The sequence below is a fragment of the Rhizobium sp. N122 genome, from assembly GCF_002211295.1.
In the GTDB taxonomy this organism is placed as follows: Bacteria; Pseudomonadota; Alphaproteobacteria; order Rhizobiales; family Rhizobiaceae; genus Rhizobium.
Genome location: NZ_LOKU01000011.1, coordinates 43,442 through 65,561 on the forward strand (window position 1 = coordinate 43,442; position 22,120 = coordinate 65,561).

Consider the following 22,120-nt stretch of genomic DNA (forward strand, 5'->3'; position numbering starts at 1 on the left):
TAATTAGAACAGGATTCAGATTTTAGGCCAACCGGACCTAAAATCATCCTGTTCTAAAGATTGCGGCCCATATTGAGGAACTTCTGGCGGCGCTCGTTGCGTAGCTGTTCGCCCGAACGCGAGGCCATTTCGCCGAGCGCATTGGCGATCATGTCGCCGGTCGCGGCGATGACGCTGTCGGGATCGCGATGCGCGCCGCCGAGCGGCTCGGAAATGATGCCGTCGATGACGCCGAGCGCTTTCAGGTCTTCGGCGGTGATCTTCATATTGGTCGCCGCTTCCCGGGCGCGGGTGGAATCGCGCCAGAGGATGGAGGCGGCGCCTTCCGGCGAGATGACGCTGTAGATCGAATGCTCGAGCATATAGACCTTGTTGCCGGTGGCAATCGCGATCGCGCCACCAGAGCCGCCCTCGCCGATGACGACGGAAACCAGCGGAACCTTGACGCCGAGGCACATTTCCGTCGAGCGGGCGATCGCCTCGGCCTGGCCGCGCTCTTCGGCGCCGACGCCGGGATAGGCCCCCGCCGTATCCACCAGCGAAATCACCGGCAGGCCGAAACGATCGGCCATTTCGAGAATGCGGATCGCCTTGCGGTAGCCTTCCGGCCGGGGGCTGCCGAAATTATGCTTGAGGCGGGTCTTGGTGTCATTGCCCTTTTCCTGGCCGACGACGGCCACGGGCTGGCCGCGGAAGCGGGCAAGGCCGGCCTGGATCGCCGCATCCTCGGAAAATTTGCGGTCGCCGGCGAGCGGCGTGAATTCCTGGAACAGCGTCTTGGCGTAGTCGACGAAATGCGGGCGCTGCGGATGGCGGGCGACCTGGGTCTTCTGCCAGGGATTGAGCTTGGAATAGATTTCGAGGATCGCCTCACGGACGCGAACCTCAAGCCTGCCGATTTCATCGGTGGTGTCGATACTCTCGTCTTCCGATGCGAGCTTCTTCAGCTCGATGATCTTGCCTTCGAGGTCGGAGATCGGCTTTTCGAAGTCGAGATAATTGTGCATGAGGTGCGTTTCCGTTCCTTGTGCCCGGGGCGTTTTCCTGGCTCCGCCCTTTGTCGCCGGTCCTATTCGTGCTTTTTCGCCTGTTTGGCAAGGGGGTGATGCGTCTGGACGAGCTGCTGCAGCCTCTCTTCGAGCACATGCGTGTAGATCTGTGTGGTCGAAATGTCCGAATGGCCGAGGAGTTCCTGCACGACGCGCAGGTCGGCGCCATTGGCCAGCAGGTGACTGGCAAAGGCGTGGCGCATCACGTGCGGCGAGATCATCGACGGCGTCAGGCCGGCGCGGATCGCAAGGTTCTTGAGGTCGCGGGCGAAAACCTGGCGCGGCAGGTAGCCCTCTTTCGAGGCGGCCGGAAACAGCCATGGGCTATCCTGCGGCGCCTTGGCAGCGGCATTTTCCGCCGCCAGCAGGCGCCCATAGGCTTTCAGCGCCGCTATCGCCGATTGCGACAGCGGCACCAGCCGCTCCTTGTTGCCCTTGCCGCGGATCATCAGGAAACGGCCTTCCTGATCGAGCACGCGGGCGGGAAGCGAAACCAGTTCGCTGACGCGCATGCCGGTGGCATAGAGCAGTTCCAGCAGCGCCAGCATGCGCAGGCGCTGCAGCTGGCCTGGCGCTGCATCTCCCGCCTCGGCTTCGGCTTGTGAAAGCAGCTTGCCGACCTCCTCGACGCCCATCGTCTTCGGCAGCGGGCGGCCTTTTTTCGGGGCGTCGAGAATGCCGGTGGGATCGTCGGTCCTCAGGCCCTCGGCATAGAGGAACTTGTAGAATTGCCGCATGGCGGCAAGCCGGCGCGCCTGGGAAGAGGGTTTGAAACCTTTTTGGGCGAGCGAGGCGAGATAGGCGGAAAGATCGGCGGAGGCGGCTTCGGTCAGCCGCACGCTGCGCCCGGTCAGGAACGAATGGACATCGTCGAGATCGCGTTCGTAGGATTGCAGCGTGTTGGCGGCCGCACCGCGCTCGGCGCTCATCATCTCCAGGAAGGATTCCACATGGACGCGGCTCAGATCCACCATGCCGGTCACTTCCTGGTCGTGCTGATCGCGCCCGTCGCCGGCGGATTGACCCGCTCGGACGGAATGCGGATCGTCACGTCGCGCGGCTCGGGCTCGACGAAGGTCACAAGCGCCCACATCGCTCCGTAGACCGTCCCGGCGAGGATCGCGCAGACGAACAGAAAACGGAACAGGCTCGGCATCCGGCAACTCCTTCATGCTCTGCTTCTGTTATAAGAAGCGTATCTGCAAGTGCAAGAAGCGCTATTCAAGCCATGATTCCCTTGTCCGCGACTTGACGCTCCACCTGCATTTGTCGATACGGTTTGCAAACAAAGTGTGAATGGACCGATGAGTGAACCACTGCTGACCGTTGCTGACAGCCTGAGAGACAGAGCTCGCGCCGCGCTCGGTTCACGCAATCTGATCCTCGTCGGCCTGATGGGTGCGGGAAAATCTGCCGTCGGCCGCATCGTCGCCAGCCAGCTCGGCATTCCCTTCATCGACAGCGACCACGAAATAGAGCGGGTGTCGCGCATGACGATCCCCGAACTTTTCGCCGCCTATGGCGAGGAAGAGTTCCGGGCGCTGGAAACGCGGGTGATGAAGCGGCTCGTGAGGAGCGGGCCACGGGTCGTGTCCACAGGCGGCGGCGCCTTCATCAACGAGCGGACACGCAGGCATATCAAGAAGGGTGGTCTTTCCGTCTGGCTGAAGGCGGATCTCGACGTGCTCTGGGAGCGGGTCAACAAGCGCGACAACCGCCCCTTGCTCAAGACCGAAAATCCGAAGCAGACGCTCGAGGGCCTGATGAATGCGCGCTACCCGATCTATGCGCAGGCCGACCTCACCGTGCTCTCGCGCGACGTGCGCAAGGAAATTATGGCCGACGAAGTGCTGCAGGCGCTGATCGAAGCCCAGAAGGAAAATGCAGCCTCATGAATGCGATAGCCTCCGCCGCCGCCGTCCAGACCGTGCATGTGCCGCTCGGCGAGCGTGCCTACGATATCCTGATCGGCCCGGGGCTGATCGCGCGGGCCGGCGCCGAAATTGCCTCCCGCCTCAAGGGCCGCAAGGCGGCTGTCGTCACCGATGAAAATGTCGCGCCGCTCTACCTCAAGGCGCTCGTCGCAAGTCTTGATGAAGCGGGCATCGCCTCGGCCGCGGTCGTCCTGCCGGCCGGCGAGAAGACCAAGAGCTTCGAGCATCTGATGACCGCCTGCGACAAGGTGCTCGAAGCCCGCGTCGAGCGCAATGATTGCGTCATCGCCCTCGGCGGCGGCGTCATCGGCGACCTCTCGGGATTTGCGGCCGGCATCGTTCGGCGCGGCGTGCGCTTCGTGCAGGTTCCGACCTCATTGCTGGCGCAGGTCGATTCCTCCGTCGGCGGCAAGACCGGCATCAATTCCCGCCACGGCAAGAACCTGATCGGCGTCTTCCACCAGCCGGATCTGGTCCTGGCCGATACCGACGTGCTGAATACACTGAGCGAGCGCGAATTCCGCGCCGGCTACGCCGAGGTCGCCAAATACGGGCTGATCGACAAACCGGATTTCTTCGCCTGGTTGGAAGCCAACTGGCAGGCGGTTTTTGCAGGCGGCTCCGCCCGTATCGAGGCGATTGCCGCCAGCTGCCAGGCGAAGGCCGATGTCGTCGTTGCCGACGAGCGCGAGAACGGTCTGCGGGCGCTGCTCAATCTCGGCCATACGTTCGGCCACGCGCTGGAGGCGGCCACCGCCTACGACAGCGCCCGCCTCGTGCATGGCGAGGGCGTCTCGATCGGCATGGTGCTGGCGCACGAATTTTCCGCACGGATGAACCTTGCAAGCCCCGATGACGCGCGGCGCGTCGAGCGGCACCTCAAGGAGGTCGGCCTGCCGACCCGCATGTCCGATATTCCGGGCGAGCTGCCGCCGGCCGAAATGCTGATGGATGCGATCGCCCAGGACAAGAAGGTCAAGAGCGGCAAGCTTACCTTCATCCTGACGCGGGGCATCGGCCAGTCCTTCGTCGCCGACGACGTTCCTGCCTCCGAAGTCACCAGCTTTCTCAGGGAAAAACACCCCTGATGACCGTCGAAGGCGCTCTGGCATTTCTTGCGACATATTGGCCGGCGATCCTTTCGATCACGGCGCTCGTGCTGATGTCCGCCTTCTTTTCCGGCTCGGAAACCGCGCTGACTGCGGTTTCGCGCAGCCGTATCCATACGCTTGAAGTCAACGGCGACGAACGCGCCGGCCTCGTCCGCCAGCTGATAGAGCGGCGCGACCGGCTGATCGGCGCGCTGCTGATCGGCAACAATCTCGCCAATATCCTGTCGTCGTCGATCGCCACCAGCCTGTTCCTCGGGCTGTTCGGCAGTTCCGGCGTGGCGCTGGCAACGCTCGCCATGACCGTCATTCTGGTCATCTTCGCCGAAGTGCTGCCGAAGAGCTGGGCGATTTCGACACCCGACCGCTTCGCGCTTGCCATCGCCATGCCGGCCAGGCTCTTCGTTCTCGTCGTCGGCCCGATTTCTTCCTTCGTCAATGCGATCGTCCGGCGGATCCTTTCGCTGTTCGGCATCAATCTCTCACGGGAGGTATCGATGCTGACGGCGCACGAGGAGCTGCGCGGCGCCGTCGATCTTCTGCACCGCGAGGGATCGGTGGTGAAGGCCGACCGCGACCGGCTCGGCGGCGTGCTCGATCTCGGCGAGCTCGAACTCTCCGACATCATGGTCCACCGCACGGCGATGCGGGCGATCAACGCCGACGATCCGCCTGAGGCGGTGGTGCGCGCCATTCTCGAAAGTCCCTATACGCGCATGCCCTTGTGGCGTGGCACGATCGACAACATCATCGGCGTGGTGCATGCCAAGGATCTGCTGCGGGCGCTTGCCGAGCCGAACATGGAGCCGCAGAACCTCGACATCGTCAAAATCGCGCAGAAGCCGTGGTTCGTGCCCGACAGCACCAATCTGGAAGATCAGCTCAACGCCTTCCTGCGCCGCAAGCAGCATTTCGCCGTCGTCGTCGACGAATATGGCGAGGTGCAGGGCATCGTCACGCTGGAGGATATTCTCGAGGAAATCGTCGGCGATATTTCCGACGAGCACGATATCGAGATCCAGGGTGTGCGCCAGGAGGCCGACGGTTCGGTCGTCGTCGACGGCGGCGTGCCGATCCGCGACTTGAACCGCGCGCTCGACTGGCACCTGCCCGACGAGGAGGCGACGACGATTGCCGGCCTGGTCATCCATGAATCGATGACCATCCCGGAAGAGCGCCAGGCCTTCACCTTTTACGGCAAGCGCTTCATCGTCATGAAGCGGGAGAAGAACCGCATCACCAAGCTGCGCATCCGCCCCGCCGGAGAAGACGGCGCAAAACCGGCCTGACCCGGCTTGGATTGCCGGCGATCAATCTTATATAGGCTGTGCTACCAGCGGGTCGGTTCGTCAGGTGCTGCCGGTTCGACGGCCAGCGCATGCAGGCCGGCATCGAGTTCCGGTTTCAACAGCTCGGTGATCGCCCGGTGGCGCGCCAGCCGCGACAGGCCGGCGAACTTGGCCGAGACGATTCTCACCCGCATATGGGTTTCGCCGGTTCCGGTGATATCGGGCTGATGGCCGGCATGCAGATGGCTTTCGTCGATGACGCTCAGGCGCTCCGGCGCGAAGGCTTCGACGAGTTTTTCTTCGATGCGGGTTCGCAGGGTCATCATCCGGTCTTGCTGCTTCGCGAAAAGGGTTCCCACCAAGCCAGCAACAAACCCATTTGTCAATTCTTGTTGTCGCGTCGCGACAGCCTCATAATTAGCGCCGTCATGACACTTGATTCAAAATACTTCGATAGCATCCGAACACGCCGCAAACGCCAGCCGGAGGCAGAACAGGCGCCGCCTACCTGTCAGTGGGACGGCTGCGACAAGAAAGGCTTGCATCGCGCTCCTGTCGGACGCAATGCGGAAGGCCAGTTCTTTTTATTCTGCTTCGAGCACGTCAAGGACTACAACAAGGGCTATAATTATTTCTCCGGTCTGTCGGACGGCGAGATCGCCCGTTACCAGAAAGAGGCGATCACCGGCCACCGGCCGACATGGACCGTCGGCGTCAACAAGTCGGCGAAGGACAGCCCGCTGCATTCGGAGGTGCGCTCGGGCGCCTATAGCCGCGTTCGCGATCCCTTCGGCTTCGTCAAGGAAGGCGGCAAGGGCAGCGGGCCGCGTTTTCCCCAGGCGCGCAAGCTGAAGTCGCTGGAAAGCAAGGCCTTCGATACGATGGGTCTCGACGCCAATGCGACGTCGGCCGAGATCAAGAGCCGCTACAAGGAACTGGTCAAGAAGCACCATCCGGATGCCAATGGCGGCGACCGCGGCTCGGAAGAGCGTTTCCGCGCCGTCATCCAGGCCTATCAATTGTTGAAGCAGAACGGTTTTTGTTAATTCCCGTCCTTGCTCTTGGGCTTCAATCGGGTATGGTCCAAATCGGCTGAGGCCGCAGGCAAACGCGGCTCATATTTGTGCGTTTTCCCGACATCGCCTCCGCCGACCTTCCGGACGCGGCGTTTCTTGTCCGGGACTCTTTCAAGAATGCTCGCACGCGGACATCATCCCGCCGAGGTTTCGTTTCAGTCCCGGAGAAGTATCGCCGACGTTCCGACCTGGACGGGCGCGGAATTAGATCGCGGCGTCACGGTTGCGACATGGCCTGAGACAGTATGGCCGGGTGGCATCACCCGCCTTGGAGACATGATGAGCAAGATCGATCTTGATATAGCAGAACTGCCCGATACCACCGTTTCGGTCCGCGAGACCTTCGGTATCGATTCCGACATCCGCGTTCCCGCCTACAGCAAGGGCGACGCCTATGTGCCGGACCTCGACCCCGATTACCTATTCGACCGCGAGACGACGCTCGCCATTCTGGCCGGCTTCGCCCATAACCGCCGCGTGATGATCTCCGGCTATCACGGCACGGGCAAGTCCTCGCATATCGAGCAGGTGGCGGCGCGCCTCAACTGGCCCTGCGTGCGCATCAACCTCGACAGCCATGTCAGCCGTATCGATCTGGTCGGCAAGGACGCGATCGTCATCAAGGACGGGCTGCAGATCACCGAATTCAAGGACGGCATCCTGCCCTGGGCCTATCAGCACAATGTCGCGCTGGTCTTCGACGAATATGACGCCGGCCGTCCCGATGTGATGTTCGTCATCCAGCGCGTGCTGGAATCCTCCGGCCGCCTGACGCTGCTCGACCAGAGCCGCGTTATCCGGCCGCACCCGGCCTTCCGCCTGTTTGCGACCGCCAATACGATCGGCCTCGGCGACACCACCGGCCTTTATCATGGCACGCAGCAGATCAATCAGGCACAGATGGACCGGTGGTCGATCGTCACGACGCTGAATTATCTGCCGCATGATCACGAAGTGGGCATCGTCGCCGCCAAGGTGAAGAGCTTCGGCAAGGACAGGGAGGGCCGCGAGACCGTGTCGAAGATGGTCCGTGTCGCCGACCTGACGCGCGCCGCCTTCATGAACGGCGATCTCTCCACCGTCATGAGCCCGCGTACCGTCATCACCTGGGCCGAGAATGCCGAGATCTTCGGTGATCTCGCCTTCGCCTTCCGCGTCACCTTCCTCAACAAGTGCGACGAACTGGAGCGCCCGCTGGTCGCCGAGCACTATCAGCGCGCCTTCGGGGTCGAGCTGAAGGAAAGTGCCGCCAATATCGTTCTCGGAGCTTGAGACCGACCGATCATGGCAGCTCGCGGTGACAATTCGAAAGCTAAGCCCGGCGCGCCCGTCGACGTCGAGCCACTACGCCGGGCGATAACCGGCTGCGTGCGCTCGGTCGCCGGCGACGGCGATGTCGAGGTGACCTTCGCCAACGAACGGCCGGGGATGACCGGCGAGCGCATCCGCCTGCCGGAGCTTTCCAAGCGGCCGACGGCGCATGAGCTGGCGGTCACCCGCGGGCTCGGTGATTCCATGGCGCTGCGCCTTGCCTGCCATGACGAGAAGATGCACGCGACGATGGCGCCGCAGGGCTCGGACGCCCGGGCGATCTTCGATGTCGTCGAGCAGGCGCGCGTCGAATCGATCGGCGCGCTGCGCATGGAGGGCATGGCGTCGAACCTGCGCTCCATGACCGAAGAGAAATATTCCAAGGCGAATTTCACCGGCATCGAGCGCCAGGAAGACGCACCGGTCGGCGAAGCCGTCGCGATGATGGTGCGCGAGAAGTTGACCGGCCAGCGCCCGCCGGCCTCCGCCGGCAAGGTGCTCGATCTCTGGCGCAACTTTATTGAGGACAAGGCGGGAGCCGAACTCGACAATCTGTCGGGCGCGATCAACGATCAGCAGGCCTTCGCCAAGGTGATCCGCAACATGCTGTCGGCCATGGAAATGGCCGAGGAATATGGCGACGACGACAGCGACGCCGACAATGACGACCAGTCGGATCAGGAAGATCAGCCGAGCGGCGACGAGCAGGATCAGGACGAGGTCGACGAGGATGCCGGCACCGATGCCGCCCCCGTCGAGGATAGTGAAGTCGCCGACGAGCAGATGGAGGATGGCGAGACCGAAGGCGCCGAAATTTCCGACGACGACATGATGGAAGAGGGCGAGGACGATTCGGAGACGCCGGGCGAGACCCGCCGTCCGAACACGCCTTTCTCGGATTTCAACGAGAAGGTCGATTATCACGTCTTTACCGAAGAATTCGACGAGATCATCACTGCCGAGGAACTCTGCGACGCCGCCGAGCTGGAGCGCCTGCGCGCCTTCCTCGACAAGCAGCTGGCGCATCTGCAGGGCGCGGTCGGCCGCCTCGCCAACCGGCTGCAGCGCCGCCTGATGGCACAGCAGAACCGCTCCTGGGATTTCGACCTGGAAGAGGGCTATCTCGATCCGGCCCGGCTGCAGCGCATCATCATCGATCCGATGCAGGCGCTTTCCTTCAAGATGGAGCGCGATACGCAGTTCCGCGACACCGTCGTCACCCTGCTCATCGACAATTCCGGCTCGATGCGCGGCCGGCCGATCACGGTTGCCGCCACCTGCGCCGATATTCTCGCCCGCACGCTGGAGCGCTGCGGCGTCAAGGTCGAGATTCTCGGCTTCACCACGAAGGCCTGGAAGGGCGGGCAGGCGCGGGAAAGCTGGCTTGCCGGCGGCAAGCCGCAGACGCCGGGACGCCTCAATGATCTCCGCCACATCATTTACAAATCGGCCGATGCGCCGTGGCGGCGGGCACGCGCCAATCTCGGGCTGATGATGCGCGAGGGGCTGCTCAAGGAAAATATCGACGGCGAGGCGCTGATCTGGGCGCATAATCGCCTGCTCGCCCGTCGCGAGCAGCGCCGCATCCTGATGATGATCTCGGACGGGGCGCCGGTCGACGATTCGACGCTGTCGGTCAATCCGGGCAATTATCTCGAACGGCACCTGCGCGCCGTCATCGAGCAGATCGAGACCCGGTCGCCGGTGGAGCTGCTGGCGATCGGCATCGGTCACGACGTGACGCGCTACTATCGCCGCGCCGTGACGATCGTCGACGCCGACGAGCTTGCCGGCGCGATGACCGAACAGCTTGCCTCGCTGTTCGAAGATCAATCCACCCAGCCGCGCGGCGGCCGGCTCCGCCGTGCCGGCTGACGCCGCTGAAGGAAAGATGACTGGCAAGCGTCTCAGCTGGGCGGCGTTGATCGCTTCCTGCATCGCCGCCGGCGCTTGCCCTGCAAGGGCGGGAGATGTGCCGGTCATTAGCCGGCAAATCTCCGATTTCAGGATCGGCTCTTCGCAGACGACATTCGGATCGCTGGAATTTCTCGGCGGCCTGGAGATGGTTTCCAGCAAAGCGCTGTTCGGCTCGCTCTCCTCCATCCGCTTCCGGCAGGATCAAAAACATTTCGTCGTGGTGCTCGATACCGGCCAATGGCTGACCGGCAGTATCGAGCGCGACGTCAAGGGCAGGCTTTCCGGCCTTGCCGATGTCGAGATCACCCCGATGAAGAACAGCGCCGGGCGCAGCTTCGAGGGCAAGGGGCATATGGATGCCGAGGGCTTGGCGTTCGACGGCGACCGGATCTTGGTCTCGTTCGAGCAGGAACATCGCGTCGATGTCTATCCCGATCCGGGTTTTGCCGAGTCGAGCGCGATCGGCACTTTGCCGATCCTCATCCCGCGCAAGATGCTGAGCGACAATCGCGGTATCGAGACCATCACTGTCGCGCCCGCATCGAGCCCGCTCAAGGGCGGCGTGGTCATCGTCTCCGAACGCGGTCTCGACAGCGACGGCAACCGGCTGGCGGCCATTTTGAGCGGGCCGCTGAAAGGGCGCTTTTCGGTCGCGCGCGACGGCAGCTTCGACGTCACCGACGGCGCCTTCCTGCCGAACGGCGACCTGCTGCTCCTGGAGCGCCGCTTCAATATGGCCGAAGGCATCGGTATGCGCCTTCGGCGCGTCAGGGGCGCCGACATCAAGCCCGGAGCCGTCGTCGACGGCGACTTGCTGCTCGAAGGCAATTTCAACTCGCAGATCGACAATATGGAAGGGCTGGACGCTTTCCAGGGCGCCGACGGCACCACCCATATCATCCTGGTGTCGGACGACAATCATTCGCTCCTGCAGCGCAATCTGATGCTGGAGTTCCGGCTGTCGGAACAGACCGCAGGCAAAGCGTCAGACTGACTTCATATGCGCCGGCTATCCCGCCGCATCTGTCTGTAGCTTTCGGAGAATATCATGGTGCGTATTCATGTCATGGGCGCGTCCGGTTCCGGCACGACATCGCTCGGTCTCGCATTGGCCGAAAGGCTCGATATCGCCCATCTCGACACCGACGATTTCTTCTGGCTGCCGACCGATCCCCCGTTCACGACGCCGCGGGATGCCGATCAGCGCATCCGGCTGCTGCTTGCGCAGACGGGCCGGCCCGGCGGCTGGGTTCTGTCCGGATCGGCGCTGAAATGGGGCGGGCCGCTCGAGCCGCTCTACGATCTGATCGTCTTCCTCAGGATCGAGCCGGAGCTTCGGATGGCGCGGATCCGGGCGCGGGAGACCGCCCGATACGGCGACAGGATCGGGCCGGGCGGGGACATGGAAGTCAAAAGCGGGCAATTCCTGGAATGGGCGGCAAGTTACGATACGGCCGGTCCCGAACGCCGCAGCCTGGCGGCACATGATCAATGGCTGAAAACCCAGACGGCGCCGGTGCTGCGGCTCGATTCATCGCTTGCGATCGACGAGCTGGCCGCGCAGGTTCTTCTGCATCCCGCCATCGCCGCCGGAGCGGTCCGGCGGCGTCGGTAGTTAGCTCAGCTGGCGCGGGCGGCCTGCATCGGCCGCAGCACGTTCATCAGCGCGCCGTAGGGCAACAGCATGACGAGGCCGACGATCATCTTGACGGCGAAATCGCCGAGCGCCCAGGAGATCCAGCGCGGCGCCTCAGCGGCGAAGACGCCGAGGACGGGGGCTGCCTCCAGCGCGAAGGGTTCGTTCGGGCCGAGGAAGACGAAAAATGCGGCGAAGGACAGCGAGAAGAACATCACCGTATCGAGCGCCGAGCCGATCAGCGAGCCGACGAGCGGGGCGCGCCACCAGGCCTGGCGGCGAAGGCGGTTGAAGACGGCGATATCGAGCAGCTGGCCGGCGAGATAGGCCGAGCCGGAGGCAATGGCGATGCGCGGCACCGAGGTGAAGAAGGACAGCGTCACGCCGACGACGAAGCCGGCAAGGACGACCTTGCGGGCGGCCTGCGGGCCGAACTGGCGGTTGGTCAGATCGGTGATCAGGAAGGCGACCGGATAGGAAAAGGCGCCCCAGGTCAGGATGTCGGCCAGGTTGATGCCGGCGACTTCGGCGTTCAGCGGAAACTGGACGAGGAAGTTGGAGGCGACGACGACGAGCGTCATCAGCGCGACATAGGCGATGGTATAGCGGGTCTTCAGCATTTTTTTATCCTGGGTGATGCCACCAGTTGGAGTGCTCAGGCAAAACAAAAGGCTTGACCGGAGGTCATCCGTGCAAGCCTTTCGAAGCCGTATGAAAGAAGAGCAGAAGCTTAGGCAGCAACAGCCGCTTCGGCGGTCTTCTTGACGATCTGGCGGCGCAGCAGGCGTGCGCGCATCGACAGCTCGGTTTCGCTGGCCTTGAGCAGGAAGGCATCGAGGCCGCCACGATGCTCGACCGAACGAAGGGCAGCAGCCGAAACGCGAAGACGATAACGCTGGTTGAGAGCGTCGGAAATCAGCGTGACCTGGCACAGGTTCGGCAGGAACCGGCGCTTGGTCTTGTTGTTGGCATGGCTGACATTGTTACCAGTCAGGACGGCCTTGCCGGTCAATTCGCACACGCGGGACATGGAACACCTATTCTTGTTTTTGTCGGCCATCGAATTGCCATCCCCGGTCAAAACCAGGCGCGCAATCCAACGGGCATGATTGGAAAGTTGCGGTTCTATAGTCAGGCAGGCCGCGCGCGTCAAGCCAAACCTTGGACTTTCCCGCAATTCCGTCAAAAAGCTGCTGTTTTCTTCGCTTCACGGCAGGAGTATAGAGCGCCCTAGCAAAGGCTGCCGGCGCGCGGCAAGACAAGGCTTCACTCATGGCTCATTCGGGCAGACGGATTTTCATTTCGGCGATCGCAGCGTTTTTTGCCATACCGGCATCGGCGGCCGAAATCCAGCATCGGACGGAATACCGGGTGACGCTGGCCGGCCTGCCGATCGCGCGCGCCGCGTTCCTGACCAAGATCGAGGACGATCACAGCTACAAGATCGCCGGCAGCATCAACTCGGCCGGGCTTGCCGATCTGGTCACGACGATTTCGGCCAAAACCAGCGTCACCGGTGTCGTGCGCAATGACAGGCTGCAGGCGCAGAATTATTCGCTCTACTACAAGACCGGCAAGAAGGCCCGCGTCTACGAGGTCAGCTATCGCAACGGCAACATCATCTCGGCGACGACGACACCGCCGCCGAAGCGTCCGAAGAACTGGATCGACGTGACGCCGCGCGACATGCGCTCGGTGCTCGATCCGATCTCCGGCCTGGTTTTTACCGGTGACACCAAGGTCTGCTCGCAGACGCTGCCGATCTTCGACGGCGAGACGCGTATGGATCTGGTGCTGTCGCCGAAGGGCGACGAGGATTTTTCGACCAACGGCTTCAAGGGCAAGGCGACGGTCTGCGGCGTGCGCTTCGTGCCGCGCTCGGGCTACAAGAAGGGCCGCAAGGATATCGACTATCTGAGCAAGAGCGACCGGATGGAAATCTGGTTTGCCAAGTCGGACGCGGCAAATGTATACGCTCCGGTCTATGTGCGCATTCCCACCGAATATGGAATGGTGACGATCACTGCCGTCAAATACGGCAGCAACAGCTGACGGAGTTCGTCCTCCGTCGAAGGGGGACGGGTGAAGCTTCGCGCGACGTTGATCGGTTTTACCGCCATTTTGATGTGGTCGTTCCTGGCGCTGTTCACCGCCGCCTCCGGCAAAATGCCGCCATTCCAGCTGTCGGCCGTCTGCTTTGCGATCGGCAGCCTTCCCGGCCTCGCCGTGCTGATCCTCAACCCCTCGCGGCTGGCGCTGCTGAAGCAGCCGGCCAGGGTCTGGATCACCGGCATCTCAGGGTTGTTCGGCTATCATTTCCTCTATTTCACCGCGCTCCGGAACGCACCGGCGGTGGAGGCGGGGCTGATCGCCTATCTCTGGCCGCTCTTGATCGTCGTCGGCTCGGCGCTACTGCCGGGCGAAAGGCTGCGCTGGTATCATGTTACCGGCGCCCTTGCCGGGCTTTGCGGCACCTTCCTGATCGTCGGCCGCAACGGCATCGATTTCAACGGCGCCTATGCCGTCGGTTACGGCGCCGCTTTCCTCTGCGCCTTCACCTGGTCCGGTTACTCGCTGCTGACCCGGCGTTTCGACGCCGTCTCCACCGATGTCGTCACCGGCTTCTGCCTGGCGACCTCGATCCTGTCGCTCTTCTGCCATCTCGGCCTGGAGACGACCGTCTGGCCGGCCACGGCTTTCGAATGGCTTGCCGTCGCCGGGCTCGGGCTCCTGCCGGTCGGTGCGGCCTTCTATGCCTGGGATCACGGCGTCAAGAACGGCGATATCCAGATCCTCGGCGCGGCCAGTTATGCCGCACCGCTGCTGTCGACGCTGATCCTGACGCTGTTCGGCTTTGCCGAGCCGAGCTGGCGCATCGCGCTTGCCTGCCTGCTCGTCACCGGCGGCGCGGTGCTGGCCGCCCGGGACATGTTCCGCCGCAAGACCCAGCCCGTCGCGGCGGAATGATCAGCTGCCTGGGCTCCAGCCGGATGGCGCCATCTCGAAGCTCGAAAATTCGAAGCCGGGCGAGACGGTGCATCCCACAAGGGTGAAATCGCCGCGGCTTTCGGCCGCCTGCCACCAATTGGCGGGAACGATCGCCTGCGGCCGCTCGCCGGCCGCCAGGTCGGTTCCGAGTGTCAAGGTCTCGCTTGCCGTTCCGTCTTCAGAGCGATGCAGCGAAAGCGGCGCGCCGGCGTAATAATGCCAGACCTCCGCCGCGTCATGGACGCGATGCCAGTGCGAGCGCTGCCCTCTGGTGAGGAGGTAATAGATCGCCGTCGAATGGCCGCGCGCTCCGCCTGCCGTGTCGCGGAAGGTCTCAGCGTACCAGCCGCCTTCCGGATGCGGCTGCATGGCAAGTTCGCGGATGATGTCCTCAGGCGACATCAGAAATTGTCCTTGCGCTTGCGGATCTCGGCAAAGACTTCCTCATTGGTCTTGCCTTCCATCAGCAGATTGCGGCGGATCGCCGGATCGGCGGCGCGCAGGAACGGGTTGGTTTCCTTTTCCAGGCCGAGTGTCGTCGGGATGGTGAATTTGCCGTCGGCGCGCAAGGCCTCGATCTCGGCGGCGCGGCCCTTCAGCCGTTCGTTGCCGGGGTCGACCGTCAGTGCGAAGCGGGCGTTGGACAAAGTATATTCGTGACCGAAATAGACGGCGGTCTCATCGGGCAGCACGGCAAGCTTCTGCAGCGAATGCCACATATCGGCGGCCGGGCGTTCGAACAGCCGGCCGCAGCCGAGCGCAAACAGCGTGTCGGCGGCAAAGAGCAGCTTGTCGTCGACGAAGTGATAGCAGATATGGCCGGCGGTGTGGCCGGGTGTCTCGATGACGTTGATCGTGTGATCGCCGAAAAGGAAGCTGTCGCCATCGGCCATCGTCCGGTCGAGGCCGGGAATGGCAACCGCCTCGTTGATCGGGCCGATGATCTCGCAGCCGAACTGCTCCTTCAGCGCCAGGTTGGCGGCGACATGATCGGTGTGGTGATGGGTGGTGAAGATATGGGTGATCTTCCAGCCGCGGCGTGCCGCCGCCTGCAGGATCGGCGCCTCCTCCGGCGCGTCGATCGCCGCGGTAAATCCTGTTTCCGGGTCGTGGACGAGCACGCCGAAATTGTCGGTGCGGCAGAGAAAAACGTCCAATTCCAAAGGTTTCATCGTGCAATTATCCCTTGTCATGCGAGTCTCGCGGAAATGTAGAGAGTCCGGCCTTGAAGTCCAACCGCCCGCTGATAACATTTGTCGCAATGCACGCCGATATCGTCGACCTACGCCAGTTCTACCACTCCGAGCTCGGGCGTCTTGCCGAGCAGTCGATCGCCATGGCGCTGTCGTCGCTCTGGGTGCGGCTGCCGCAGGAGCGGCTGGTCGGCCTTGGTTATGCCGTGCCCTTCCTCGACCGCTTCCAGGCCGATACCGAACGCACCTTCGCCTTCATGCCGGCCGGGCAGGGCGCGGTGAACTGGCCGATGGGCTCGCTGTCTTCGACGACACTGGTCTTCGACGAGGAATTGCCGCTGCCGGATTCCTCGATCGACCGGGTGCTGATGGTGCATTCGCTGGAATTCGCCGAAAGCCCGCGCGAGACGCTGAAAGAGCTCTGGCGGGTGCTGGCGCCTGGCGGACGGCTTGTCATCGTCGTGCCGAACCGGCGCGGCGTCTGGGCGCGGATGGAGCATACGCCGTTCGGCTCGGGCCGGCCCTATTCCCGCGGTCAGCTGACGCATCTGCTGCGCGAGACGAATTTCACGCCCGGCGCGACGGCCGAAGCGCTGTTCTTCCCGCCCTCGAAGCTCAGAACCATCCTGCGGCTTCGCCGCGCCTTCGAGCGGATCGGCCGGACGCTGTGGCCGGCTTTTTCAGGCGTCATCATCGTCGAGGCGCAGAAGCGGCTCTATCAGGGGCTGCCGGTCGCCGCACGCGCCTCGCGCCGCGTTTTCGTGCCGGTTCTGGCACCCCATGGCGTGCCGACCACACGCAACCGCTGACACCGTCCCGGCTCTCGACAAAAACCCCATTCCGCTTTAATGCCACGTGGTCATTTCCGGCAATTCCAAGGTCGACCCATGAGCGTTGAGATGAGCAAGCCCGATCCGCGTCCCGGTATTCTCGATATCGCATCCTATGTGCCGGGCAAGGAACATGCGCCGGGGGTTGCCCGCGTCTACAAGCTTTCGTCCAACGAAACGCCGCTCGGCGCCAGCCCGAAGGCGGTCGAAGCCTTCAAGGCGGCTGCCGACAATCTCGCCCGTTATCCGGACGGGCAGGCGATCGACCTGCGCGAGGCGATCGCTGCCGTGCACGGCCTCAACCCGGCCAACATCCTCTGCGGCAACGGTTCCGACGAACTGCTCGGCCTGCTCTGCCATGTCTATCTCGGCGCCGGCGATGAGGGCATCATCACCGAGCACGGGTTCCTGGTCTACAAGATCCAGATCCAGGGCGCCGGCGCCACGCCCGTCGTCGTCAGGGAAAAGGATCACACCGTCGATGTCGATGCGATCCTTGCCGCGGTGACGGAGAAAACCAAGATCGTCTTCATCGCCAGTCCCGGCAATCCGACGGGCACCTATGTCCCGGTCAGCGAGATCCGCCGCCTGCAGGCAGGGCTGCCGAAACATGTCGTCCTGGTGCTCGATGCTGCCTACGCCGAATATGTGCGCCGCAACGATTATGAAGCTGGCATCGAGGTCGTGTCTTCAAACGCCAATGTGGTGATGACCCGCACTTTCTCGAAGGCCTACGGACTGGCGGCGCTGCGCGTCGGCTGGATGTATGCGCCGGCCGAGATCGTCGACGCGGTGAACCGCGTGCGCGGGCCGTTCAATTTGAATGCGCCGGCAATCGCCGCCGGTGCGGCGGCCATCCGCGACCAGGTCTTTGTTCAGCAGGCCATCTCCTTCAACCAGCTGTGGGTGGAGACGCTGACCCAGGCGCTGGAGGCGATCGGCCTGAAAGTGACGCCATCCGTCGCCAATTTCGTTCTCATCCATTTCCCCGATATCGACGGCAAGCGCGCCGCCGATGCCGACGATCTGCTGACGAGCCGCGGCTACATCCTGCGCGCGGTGCGCAGCTACGGTTTTTCCAATGCGCTGCGCATGAGCATCGGCCCTGAAGAGGCCAATCGCGGCGTTATCGCCGCCCTCAGCGAATTTATGGGACACAAGGCATGAACGTGCAGTTCGATCGTATCGCGCTGATCGGCATCGGTCTGATCGGCTCTTCGCTGGCTCACGACATCCGCCGGCTCGGCCTCGCAAGAGAGATCGTCGTCGCCACGCGCAGCCCCGATACGCTGAAGCGTGCCGAAGAGCTCGGTCTCGGCGACCGCTACACGACCTCTTCGGCCGATGCCGTCAAGGATGCCGATCTGGTGATCGTCTCGGTGCCGGTTGGCGCTTCGGAAAGTGTGGCGAAAGAGATCGCGGCAAGCCTGAAGCCCGGGGCAATCGTTACCGATGTCGGCTCCACCAAGGCCTCCGTTATCGCGCAGATGCAGCCGCATATCCCGGCCGGCGTGCATTTTATCCCCGGCCATCCGCTGGCCGGCACGGAAAAATCCGGCCCGGATGCCGGCTTTCCCGGTCTCTTCGAAAGCCGCTGGTGCATCTTCACGCCGGTCGCCGGCACCGACGAGACGGCGCTGAAACGGCTGCGCAGCTTCTGGGAAGCGCTCGGCTCGAAGGTTGATGAGATGGATGCGGAGCATCACGACAAGGTGCTGGCGATCGTCTCGCACCTGCCGCATATCATCGCCTATAATATCGTCGGCACCGCCGACGATCTGGAGACGGTGACCGAGTCTGAGGTTATCAAATATTCAGCCTCCGGCTTTCGCGATTTCACCCGCCTCGCCGCCTCCGACCCGACCATGTGGCGCGACGTCTGCCTGCACAATCGCGATGCGATCCTCGAAATGCTGGCGCGGTTCTCGGAAGATCTCGCCTATCTGCAGCGGGCGATCCGCTGGGGCGAGGGCGACAAGATCTTCGAACTCTTCACCCGCACGCGCGCCATTCGCCGCTCGATCGTCCAGGCCGGCCAGGATGTCGACGCGCCGGATTTCGGCCGCCCCCACGCGCTGGACAAGAAGTAGCCGCGCCCGATGGCGGAGGTGGCGAGCGCAAGTCAGGCCGATATCGACTGGCTGGTTCGCGAAGACGCCAGTGCCGGAAAGGCATGGGTATCGCGATGCGTGGGGCTCGGCGAATATCTCGTCGCCCGGGAGGCCGGCGAGATCGTTGGCTTCCTGCGCTTCTCCCGCTTCTGGGGAAGGGTTCCCTATATGGAAATGATTCGCGTCCTGCCCGGCCACCGCCGGTCGGGCGTCGGCACAGCGCTGTTTCTCGCCTGGGAAGAGGCGATGCGCGCCGACGGCGCCCGCCTGCTGATGACCTCGAGCGAATGCGACGAGAGCCGGCCGCAAGACTGGCATCGCCGCAACGGATTTGTCGAAACCGGCGCAATCGAGCTGCCCGGTCTGCAATCGGTGCCTGAGGTTTTCTTCATCAAGCACATAGACTGAGAAACGCGCCGGTCAGATCGGCGGAATCCGGCCGAGCGGGATGAAACCGCTGACGGTGGCGTTGCCACGATCGACGACGAGATCGACCGAGACCTTGTCCTTGCCGCCGGCCAGCGATTTCAAGAGCTTCGTCGCCGTGTTGACGGTCGAGGCGATATCCGGGAACGCCTGTTTCAGGCTGTCGCCCCAAGGGCCGAGCTGTTCGATCTCCAGCTTGAATTTTCCCGAGAGCAGACCGTGCTCGTCGAAGGAGAAGGGGCCGGTCAGCGTCATCACCTTGCCGTCGCCGATGTCGGCGACGATGCGGCGCAGTTCGCCGGTAGAACCGTTGAGGCCGTTCGGGTCACTGCCGTCGATCAGGCCGGCTTTGCCGGCAACGGTCAGATCGATGCTGGCAGACAATTTCGGGAAGATCTGCGGCCAATCCTTGATCGCCGCATTCGCATCCTGGACGGAGATCGCGCCGTCCAGATCGGCTCCGTTCTGGCGCAGATGGATTTCGGTGTGGGCGGCATCGAAGCTGATGGTCTGGCCGGTGTAGGAGGAGACCGCCGTCGCCTTCAGGCCCTTGATGACGGTCGAGCTGCGGTCGATGCCCCTGAGCCTCGTCGCCAGGCTCGATTGCAGGTCCGCCCATTGGGCCGAGATCGAAAGGCCGTTGCTGGTGCGGATCTCGGCCGGCGAATCAAGCTCCCAGACGATATTGCCGGGCGCATAGACCTGGGCTGCAGAATGCAACGCACCGAAGGTGGCCGAGACGCCGTTGACAGTGTCGTCGACATCGATCTTGGAGCAGAACAGGCCGATCCGGAAAGGATAGCCGCGGAATTCGATATCCGAGCATTCGCCGCTGACGCCCGCTTGGTCGCGCGGCGCGATCGCCTTCAGCACCGTGGTCTTCAGCGTCGATGCCGCGTAGAACCAGCCGCCGGTATAAAGCGCGATCACCAGGAGGATGCCGCCGCCCAGCAGCCAGAATTTCTTACCGCTGCCGGATTGGCTGCTGCCGGATTGGCTTGACGCTGCCATGATGTTCTCCAATGGTGAATCGCAAATGTGATTCCGGTCTGGCGTGCGATATGGACGAATTTTGGGTATTTGGCTACGGTTCGCTGATGTGGAATCCGGGCTTCGAATTCATGGAGCGGGCAGAGGCTCTGATCTACGGCTACAGGCGCTCGCTCTGCGTCCGCTCCTTCGTCCATCGCGGTACGCGCGACAATCCCGGTCTGGTTCTCGGCCTCGACAGGGGCGGCGCCTGCCGCGGCATGGCGTTTCGCATTTCTCCGGAAAAGTGGGACGAGGTGATCGATTATCTCCGCGCCCGTGAGCTGGTGACCAATGTCTATCTGGAGCGCCGGGTGCAACTGCAGCTTGCCGGCCGGCGCCGGACGGAGGCGGTGACCTACATCGCCGATCGCGACCACGAGCAATATGCCGGCACTCTCGACGCGCTGGCGGCAGCGCGGGTGGTCCACGAGGCCAGGGGCCAGTCGGGCCCCAACGATGCCTATGTCTTCAACACGCTGGCGCATCTGCAGCAGATGGGCATTCGCGACCATTGGCTGGAGCAGGTGGTCGGTGAAGTGGAGCGGCTGCGCGCCGCGTGATTTAAGCAGTCGCTGCTTTCAGCTTACGAAGCTCTGCCAGTCTTTCGACCGCCGTCGGCGGCAGCGGCACATGCGGATTGCGTTCCACGGTTTCGAGCAGAAGCTCGTCGCTTGCCCGCTCCGATACCTCGATCAGATGGGCGAAGAACGCGTCCGGATCCATTCCCGGCATGATCGGCGGCAGGATCTTCACCTTGAAATGGCCGGGATAACGGCGAATGCTCCGCCGCGGCCAGAACAGACCGGGATGCATGACGATCGGCACCACGGGGATGGCGAGATCGCGGTACATGCGGGCGATGCCGTATTTATAAACCGGCTCGGCGCCCGGCGGACGGCGGGTGCCCTCGGGATAGATGATCAGCTGCCGGCCGGTCGAAAGCTCTTCCTTCGTGCGCTTCAGCACCTCCACCATCACCTTGCCGCGGGCGCCGCGATCGACCGGGATCACCCGCTGCTTCTTGGCATACCAGCCGAACAGCGGAATCCACATCAGTTCGCGCTTCAGAATGTAGACCGGGTCCTTCAGCCAGGGCAGCAGCGCATAGGTATCCCAGAAGGACTGGTGCTTCGGCGCCAGAATGTAGCTGCCATCCGGCAGGTTCTCCAAGCCTTCGATCTCGAAGGTAGTGCCGACGATCACCCGCATCAGCCAATGGTTGGAGCGCGCCCAGTTTTTCGGGATCGCATAGGCGGTCAGGCGCGGCGCCAGGAAATAATAGGGCGAGAGCACGATCATCCGGATGATGAGGTTGGCGTAGAAGATCGTGTTGAAGAGGACGGAACGCAGGGCGATCATGAAACTTTCCCGAGGCATGCTCACGCGACCGGCCTACACGATATTTCCCGTCATACAAAGCGATTGATTCCGCCTCGATGCAAAAGCCCGAAGCGCATCGGACGCGGCGCTCTATTGCTGGGCGGTGGCGCTGGCCGAGCGCAGCCCGGTGTGGCGGCCGAAGCCGGTGATGTTGCGGGCGCCGGTCAGCAGCACTTTGGCATATTCGGCCAGCATGACGCGCATCGCATTCGGGTCGGTGAACCAGTTGCGGCTCTTCAAATCCGAATTGACCACGGGGTAAGCGATGAACTCGATGTCGGGATCGACATAGGAGAGTTCGGCGAGGCTTCGCGGCATGTGGTAGTTGTTGGTGACGATCAGAACGCTGCGATAGCCCTTGGCGTGGATCCAGTTTGACGCTTCCTCGGCATTGCCGATCGTGTCGATCGCATCGTAGCCGATGTCGACACAGCAGGAGAAGAGATCGGCCGAGCCCTGCGTCATCCTGCGGATCTGCGCCGGCGTCGTCGTCGGATGGACGCCTGAGATGAGCAAGCGCTTGCCGGCGCCTTTCTGCAGCAGTTCCACGGCCTGGTCGATGCGCTGATAGCCCCCCGTCAACACCACGATCGCATCGGCCTTCGGCTCGGCCGGCGGCTTCAGCGTCGTAACCGAATCGGCGAACCGCAGGAAACCGCCGAACACCAGTGCGATCGCCAGTACGCAGGCAAAACCGCCCCAGCGCAACAGGCGGCGCAGTGGCCCACGCCGCGGTGGCAGAGCCGCCGGGCGGTCAAGCCCCGGATCCTGATGAATCGGGTTGGGTGTCGTGTCTCCCATCGTCATGAATCGTGACTATACGCTGATTGCGGCGCGGA

Annotated in this window: 26 protein-coding genes; 15 read left to right on the plus strand and 11 right to left on the minus strand. The window is 63.2% G+C overall.

The features are described from left to right. Window positions 1-53: 53 nt before the first annotated feature. From ATY75_RS09965 to ATY75_RS34565, 3 genes are all read right to left on the minus strand, one after another. Complete coding sequence (locus tag ATY75_RS09965) at window positions 54-1,007, minus strand: acetyl-CoA carboxylase carboxyltransferase subunit alpha (protein ID WP_064840918.1); 954 nt, start codon at window positions 1,005-1,007, stop codon at window positions 54-56. Between the two features lie 62 nt (window positions 1,008-1,069). Continuing rightward, entirely contained in the window at window positions 1,070-2,023 is a 954-nt protein-coding gene (xerD, locus tag ATY75_RS09970; protein WP_088937418.1) for a site-specific tyrosine recombinase XerD, read from the minus strand. A gap of 5 nt (window positions 2,024-2,028) precedes the next feature. Beyond that, window positions 2,029-2,205, minus strand: a complete 177-nt coding sequence (locus tag ATY75_RS34565; protein ID WP_088937419.1) for a hypothetical protein — start codon at window positions 2,203-2,205, stop codon at window positions 2,029-2,031. Window positions 2,206-2,353: 148 nt separating this feature from the next. On the opposite strand from ATY75_RS34565, the gene ATY75_RS09980 reads away from it, so the two are divergent. Genes ATY75_RS09980 through ATY75_RS09990 form a run of 3 tightly spaced genes read left to right on the plus strand, consistent with a single transcriptional unit; the run spans window position 2,354 to window position 5,381 of the window. Beyond that, window positions 2,354-2,944 carry a shikimate kinase gene (locus tag ATY75_RS09980; RefSeq protein ID WP_088937420.1) on the plus strand — a complete coding sequence of 197 codons (591 nt, stop codon included), beginning with the start codon at window positions 2,354-2,356 and terminating at the stop codon, window positions 2,942-2,944. Next, on the plus strand, window positions 2,941-4,071 hold the full coding sequence (aroB, locus tag ATY75_RS09985; protein ID WP_088937421.1) for a 3-dehydroquinate synthase: 1,131 nt from the start codon (window positions 2,941-2,943) through the stop codon (window positions 4,069-4,071). Before ATY75_RS09980 ends, aroB begins: the two co-directional genes overlap by 4 nt. After that, window positions 4,071-5,381 carry an HlyC/CorC family transporter gene (locus ATY75_RS09990; protein WP_190241339.1) on the plus strand — a complete coding sequence of 437 codons (1,311 nt, stop codon included), beginning with the start codon at window positions 4,071-4,073 and terminating at the stop codon, window positions 5,379-5,381. Before aroB ends, ATY75_RS09990 begins: the two co-directional genes overlap by 1 nt. Before the next feature lie 41 nt (window positions 5,382-5,422). Here ATY75_RS09990 and ATY75_RS09995 read toward each other — a convergent pair whose 3' ends face one another. Then, window positions 5,423-5,707 (minus strand): BolA family transcriptional regulator, encoded by a 285-nt coding sequence (locus ATY75_RS09995; protein WP_172599233.1) that lies wholly within the window; start codon window positions 5,705-5,707, stop codon window positions 5,423-5,425. Between the two features lie 102 nt (window positions 5,708-5,809). Between ATY75_RS09995 and ATY75_RS10000 the strand changes: the two genes are divergently transcribed. From ATY75_RS10000 to ATY75_RS10020, 5 genes are all read left to right on the plus strand, one after another. Continuing rightward, window positions 5,810-6,427, plus strand: a complete 618-nt coding sequence (locus ATY75_RS10000) for a J domain-containing protein (protein WP_064840913.1) — start codon at window positions 5,810-5,812, stop codon at window positions 6,425-6,427. A 309-nt stretch (window positions 6,428-6,736) separates the two neighbouring features. Then, on the plus strand, window positions 6,737-7,729 hold the full coding sequence (cobS, locus tag ATY75_RS10005; protein WP_064840912.1) for a cobaltochelatase subunit CobS: 993 nt from the start codon (window positions 6,737-6,739) through the stop codon (window positions 7,727-7,729). Between the two features lie 12 nt (window positions 7,730-7,741). Next, entirely contained in the window at window positions 7,742-9,643 is a 1,902-nt protein-coding gene (cobT, locus tag ATY75_RS10010) for a cobaltochelatase subunit CobT (protein WP_088937423.1), read from the plus strand. A 16-nt stretch (window positions 9,644-9,659) separates the two neighbouring features. Continuing rightward, window positions 9,660-10,679 carry an esterase-like activity of phytase family protein gene (locus tag ATY75_RS10015; RefSeq protein WP_088937424.1) on the plus strand — a complete coding sequence of 340 codons (1,020 nt, stop codon included), beginning with the start codon at window positions 9,660-9,662 and terminating at the stop codon, window positions 10,677-10,679. Window positions 10,680-10,733: 54 nt separating this feature from the next. Further along, the gene (locus tag ATY75_RS10020) at window positions 10,734-11,300 is read left to right on the plus strand and encodes an adenylate kinase (RefSeq protein ID WP_088937425.1); all 567 of its coding nucleotides are present in this window, start codon (window positions 10,734-10,736) and stop codon (window positions 11,298-11,300) included. A gap of 5 nt (window positions 11,301-11,305) precedes the next feature. On the opposite strand, the gene ATY75_RS10025 is transcribed toward ATY75_RS10020, so the two are convergent. After that, window positions 11,306-11,941 (minus strand): VUT family protein, encoded by a 636-nt coding sequence (locus ATY75_RS10025; RefSeq protein ID WP_049732436.1) that lies wholly within the window; start codon window positions 11,939-11,941, stop codon window positions 11,306-11,308. A 110-nt stretch (window positions 11,942-12,051) separates the two neighbouring features. Beyond that, window positions 12,052-12,351 carry a 50S ribosomal protein L28 gene (gene rpmB, locus ATY75_RS10030; protein ID WP_003589938.1) on the minus strand — a complete coding sequence of 100 codons (300 nt, stop codon included), beginning with the start codon at window positions 12,349-12,351 and terminating at the stop codon, window positions 12,052-12,054. Between the two features lie 242 nt (window positions 12,352-12,593). Between rpmB and ATY75_RS10035 the strand changes: the two genes are divergently transcribed. Both ATY75_RS10035 and ATY75_RS10040 read left to right on the plus strand, forming a co-directional pair. After that, window positions 12,594-13,373 carry a DUF3108 domain-containing protein gene (locus tag ATY75_RS10035; RefSeq protein ID WP_088937426.1) on the plus strand — a complete coding sequence of 260 codons (780 nt, stop codon included), beginning with the start codon at window positions 12,594-12,596 and terminating at the stop codon, window positions 13,371-13,373. Window positions 13,374-13,403: 30 nt separating this feature from the next. After that, window positions 13,404-14,288 (plus strand): EamA family transporter, encoded by an 885-nt coding sequence (locus ATY75_RS10040; RefSeq protein ID WP_088937427.1) that lies wholly within the window; start codon window positions 13,404-13,406, stop codon window positions 14,286-14,288. Here ATY75_RS10040 and ATY75_RS10045 read toward each other — a convergent pair whose 3' ends face one another. Beyond that, window positions 14,289-14,711, minus strand: a complete 423-nt coding sequence (locus ATY75_RS10045) for a cupin domain-containing protein (protein ID WP_088937428.1) — start codon at window positions 14,709-14,711, stop codon at window positions 14,289-14,291. It abuts the gene before it with no gap. Beyond that, window positions 14,711-15,481, minus strand: a complete 771-nt coding sequence (gene gloB, locus ATY75_RS10050) for a hydroxyacylglutathione hydrolase (RefSeq protein ID WP_088937429.1) — start codon at window positions 15,479-15,481, stop codon at window positions 14,711-14,713. The genes ATY75_RS10045 and gloB overlap by 1 nt, the downstream gene beginning before the upstream one ends. A 53-nt stretch (window positions 15,482-15,534) precedes the next feature. On the opposite strand from gloB, the gene ATY75_RS10055 reads away from it, so the two are divergent. The 4 genes from ATY75_RS10055 (at window position 15,535) to ATY75_RS10070 (ending at window position 18,851) form a co-directional block, all read left to right on the plus strand. Then, window positions 15,535-16,311 carry a class I SAM-dependent methyltransferase gene (locus tag ATY75_RS10055; protein WP_028756431.1) on the plus strand — a complete coding sequence of 259 codons (777 nt, stop codon included), beginning with the start codon at window positions 15,535-15,537 and terminating at the stop codon, window positions 16,309-16,311. Between the two features lie 90 nt (window positions 16,312-16,401). Further along, complete coding sequence (hisC, locus tag ATY75_RS10060) at window positions 16,402-17,499, plus strand: histidinol-phosphate transaminase (protein ID WP_190241340.1); 1,098 nt, start codon at window positions 16,402-16,404, stop codon at window positions 17,497-17,499. Further along, window positions 17,496-18,422 carry a prephenate/arogenate dehydrogenase family protein gene (locus ATY75_RS10065; RefSeq protein WP_088937431.1) on the plus strand — a complete coding sequence of 309 codons (927 nt, stop codon included), beginning with the start codon at window positions 17,496-17,498 and terminating at the stop codon, window positions 18,420-18,422. The genes hisC and ATY75_RS10065 overlap by 4 nt, the downstream gene beginning before the upstream one ends. A 9-nt stretch (window positions 18,423-18,431) precedes the next feature. Continuing rightward, the gene (locus ATY75_RS10070; protein WP_088937432.1) at window positions 18,432-18,851 is read left to right on the plus strand and encodes a GNAT family N-acetyltransferase; all 420 of its coding nucleotides are present in this window, start codon (window positions 18,432-18,434) and stop codon (window positions 18,849-18,851) included. A gap of 12 nt (window positions 18,852-18,863) precedes the next feature. Here the strand turns inward: ATY75_RS10070 and ATY75_RS10075 are convergent, their stop codons facing one another. Beyond that, window positions 18,864-19,880 carry a DUF2125 domain-containing protein gene (locus ATY75_RS10075; RefSeq protein WP_088937433.1) on the minus strand — a complete coding sequence of 339 codons (1,017 nt, stop codon included), beginning with the start codon at window positions 19,878-19,880 and terminating at the stop codon, window positions 18,864-18,866. 50 nt (window positions 19,881-19,930) lie between these two features. Between ATY75_RS10075 and ATY75_RS10080 the strand changes: the two genes are divergently transcribed. Then, window positions 19,931-20,461, plus strand: coding sequence for a gamma-glutamylcyclotransferase (locus ATY75_RS10080; RefSeq protein ID WP_088937434.1), 531 nt, complete (start codon window positions 19,931-19,933; stop codon window positions 20,459-20,461). A 1-nt stretch (window position 20,462) separates the two neighbouring features. Here ATY75_RS10080 and ATY75_RS10085 read toward each other — a convergent pair whose 3' ends face one another. Both ATY75_RS10085 and ATY75_RS10090 read right to left on the minus strand, forming a co-directional pair. Further along, the gene (locus ATY75_RS10085; protein WP_049732446.1) at window positions 20,463-21,260 is read right to left on the minus strand and encodes a 1-acyl-sn-glycerol-3-phosphate acyltransferase; all 798 of its coding nucleotides are present in this window, start codon (window positions 21,258-21,260) and stop codon (window positions 20,463-20,465) included. A gap of 111 nt (window positions 21,261-21,371) precedes the next feature. Continuing rightward, on the minus strand, window positions 21,372-22,088 hold the full coding sequence (locus tag ATY75_RS10090; protein WP_064840897.1) for a YdcF family protein: 717 nt from the start codon (window positions 22,086-22,088) through the stop codon (window positions 21,372-21,374). Between the last annotated feature and the right edge of the window lie 32 nt (window positions 22,089-22,120).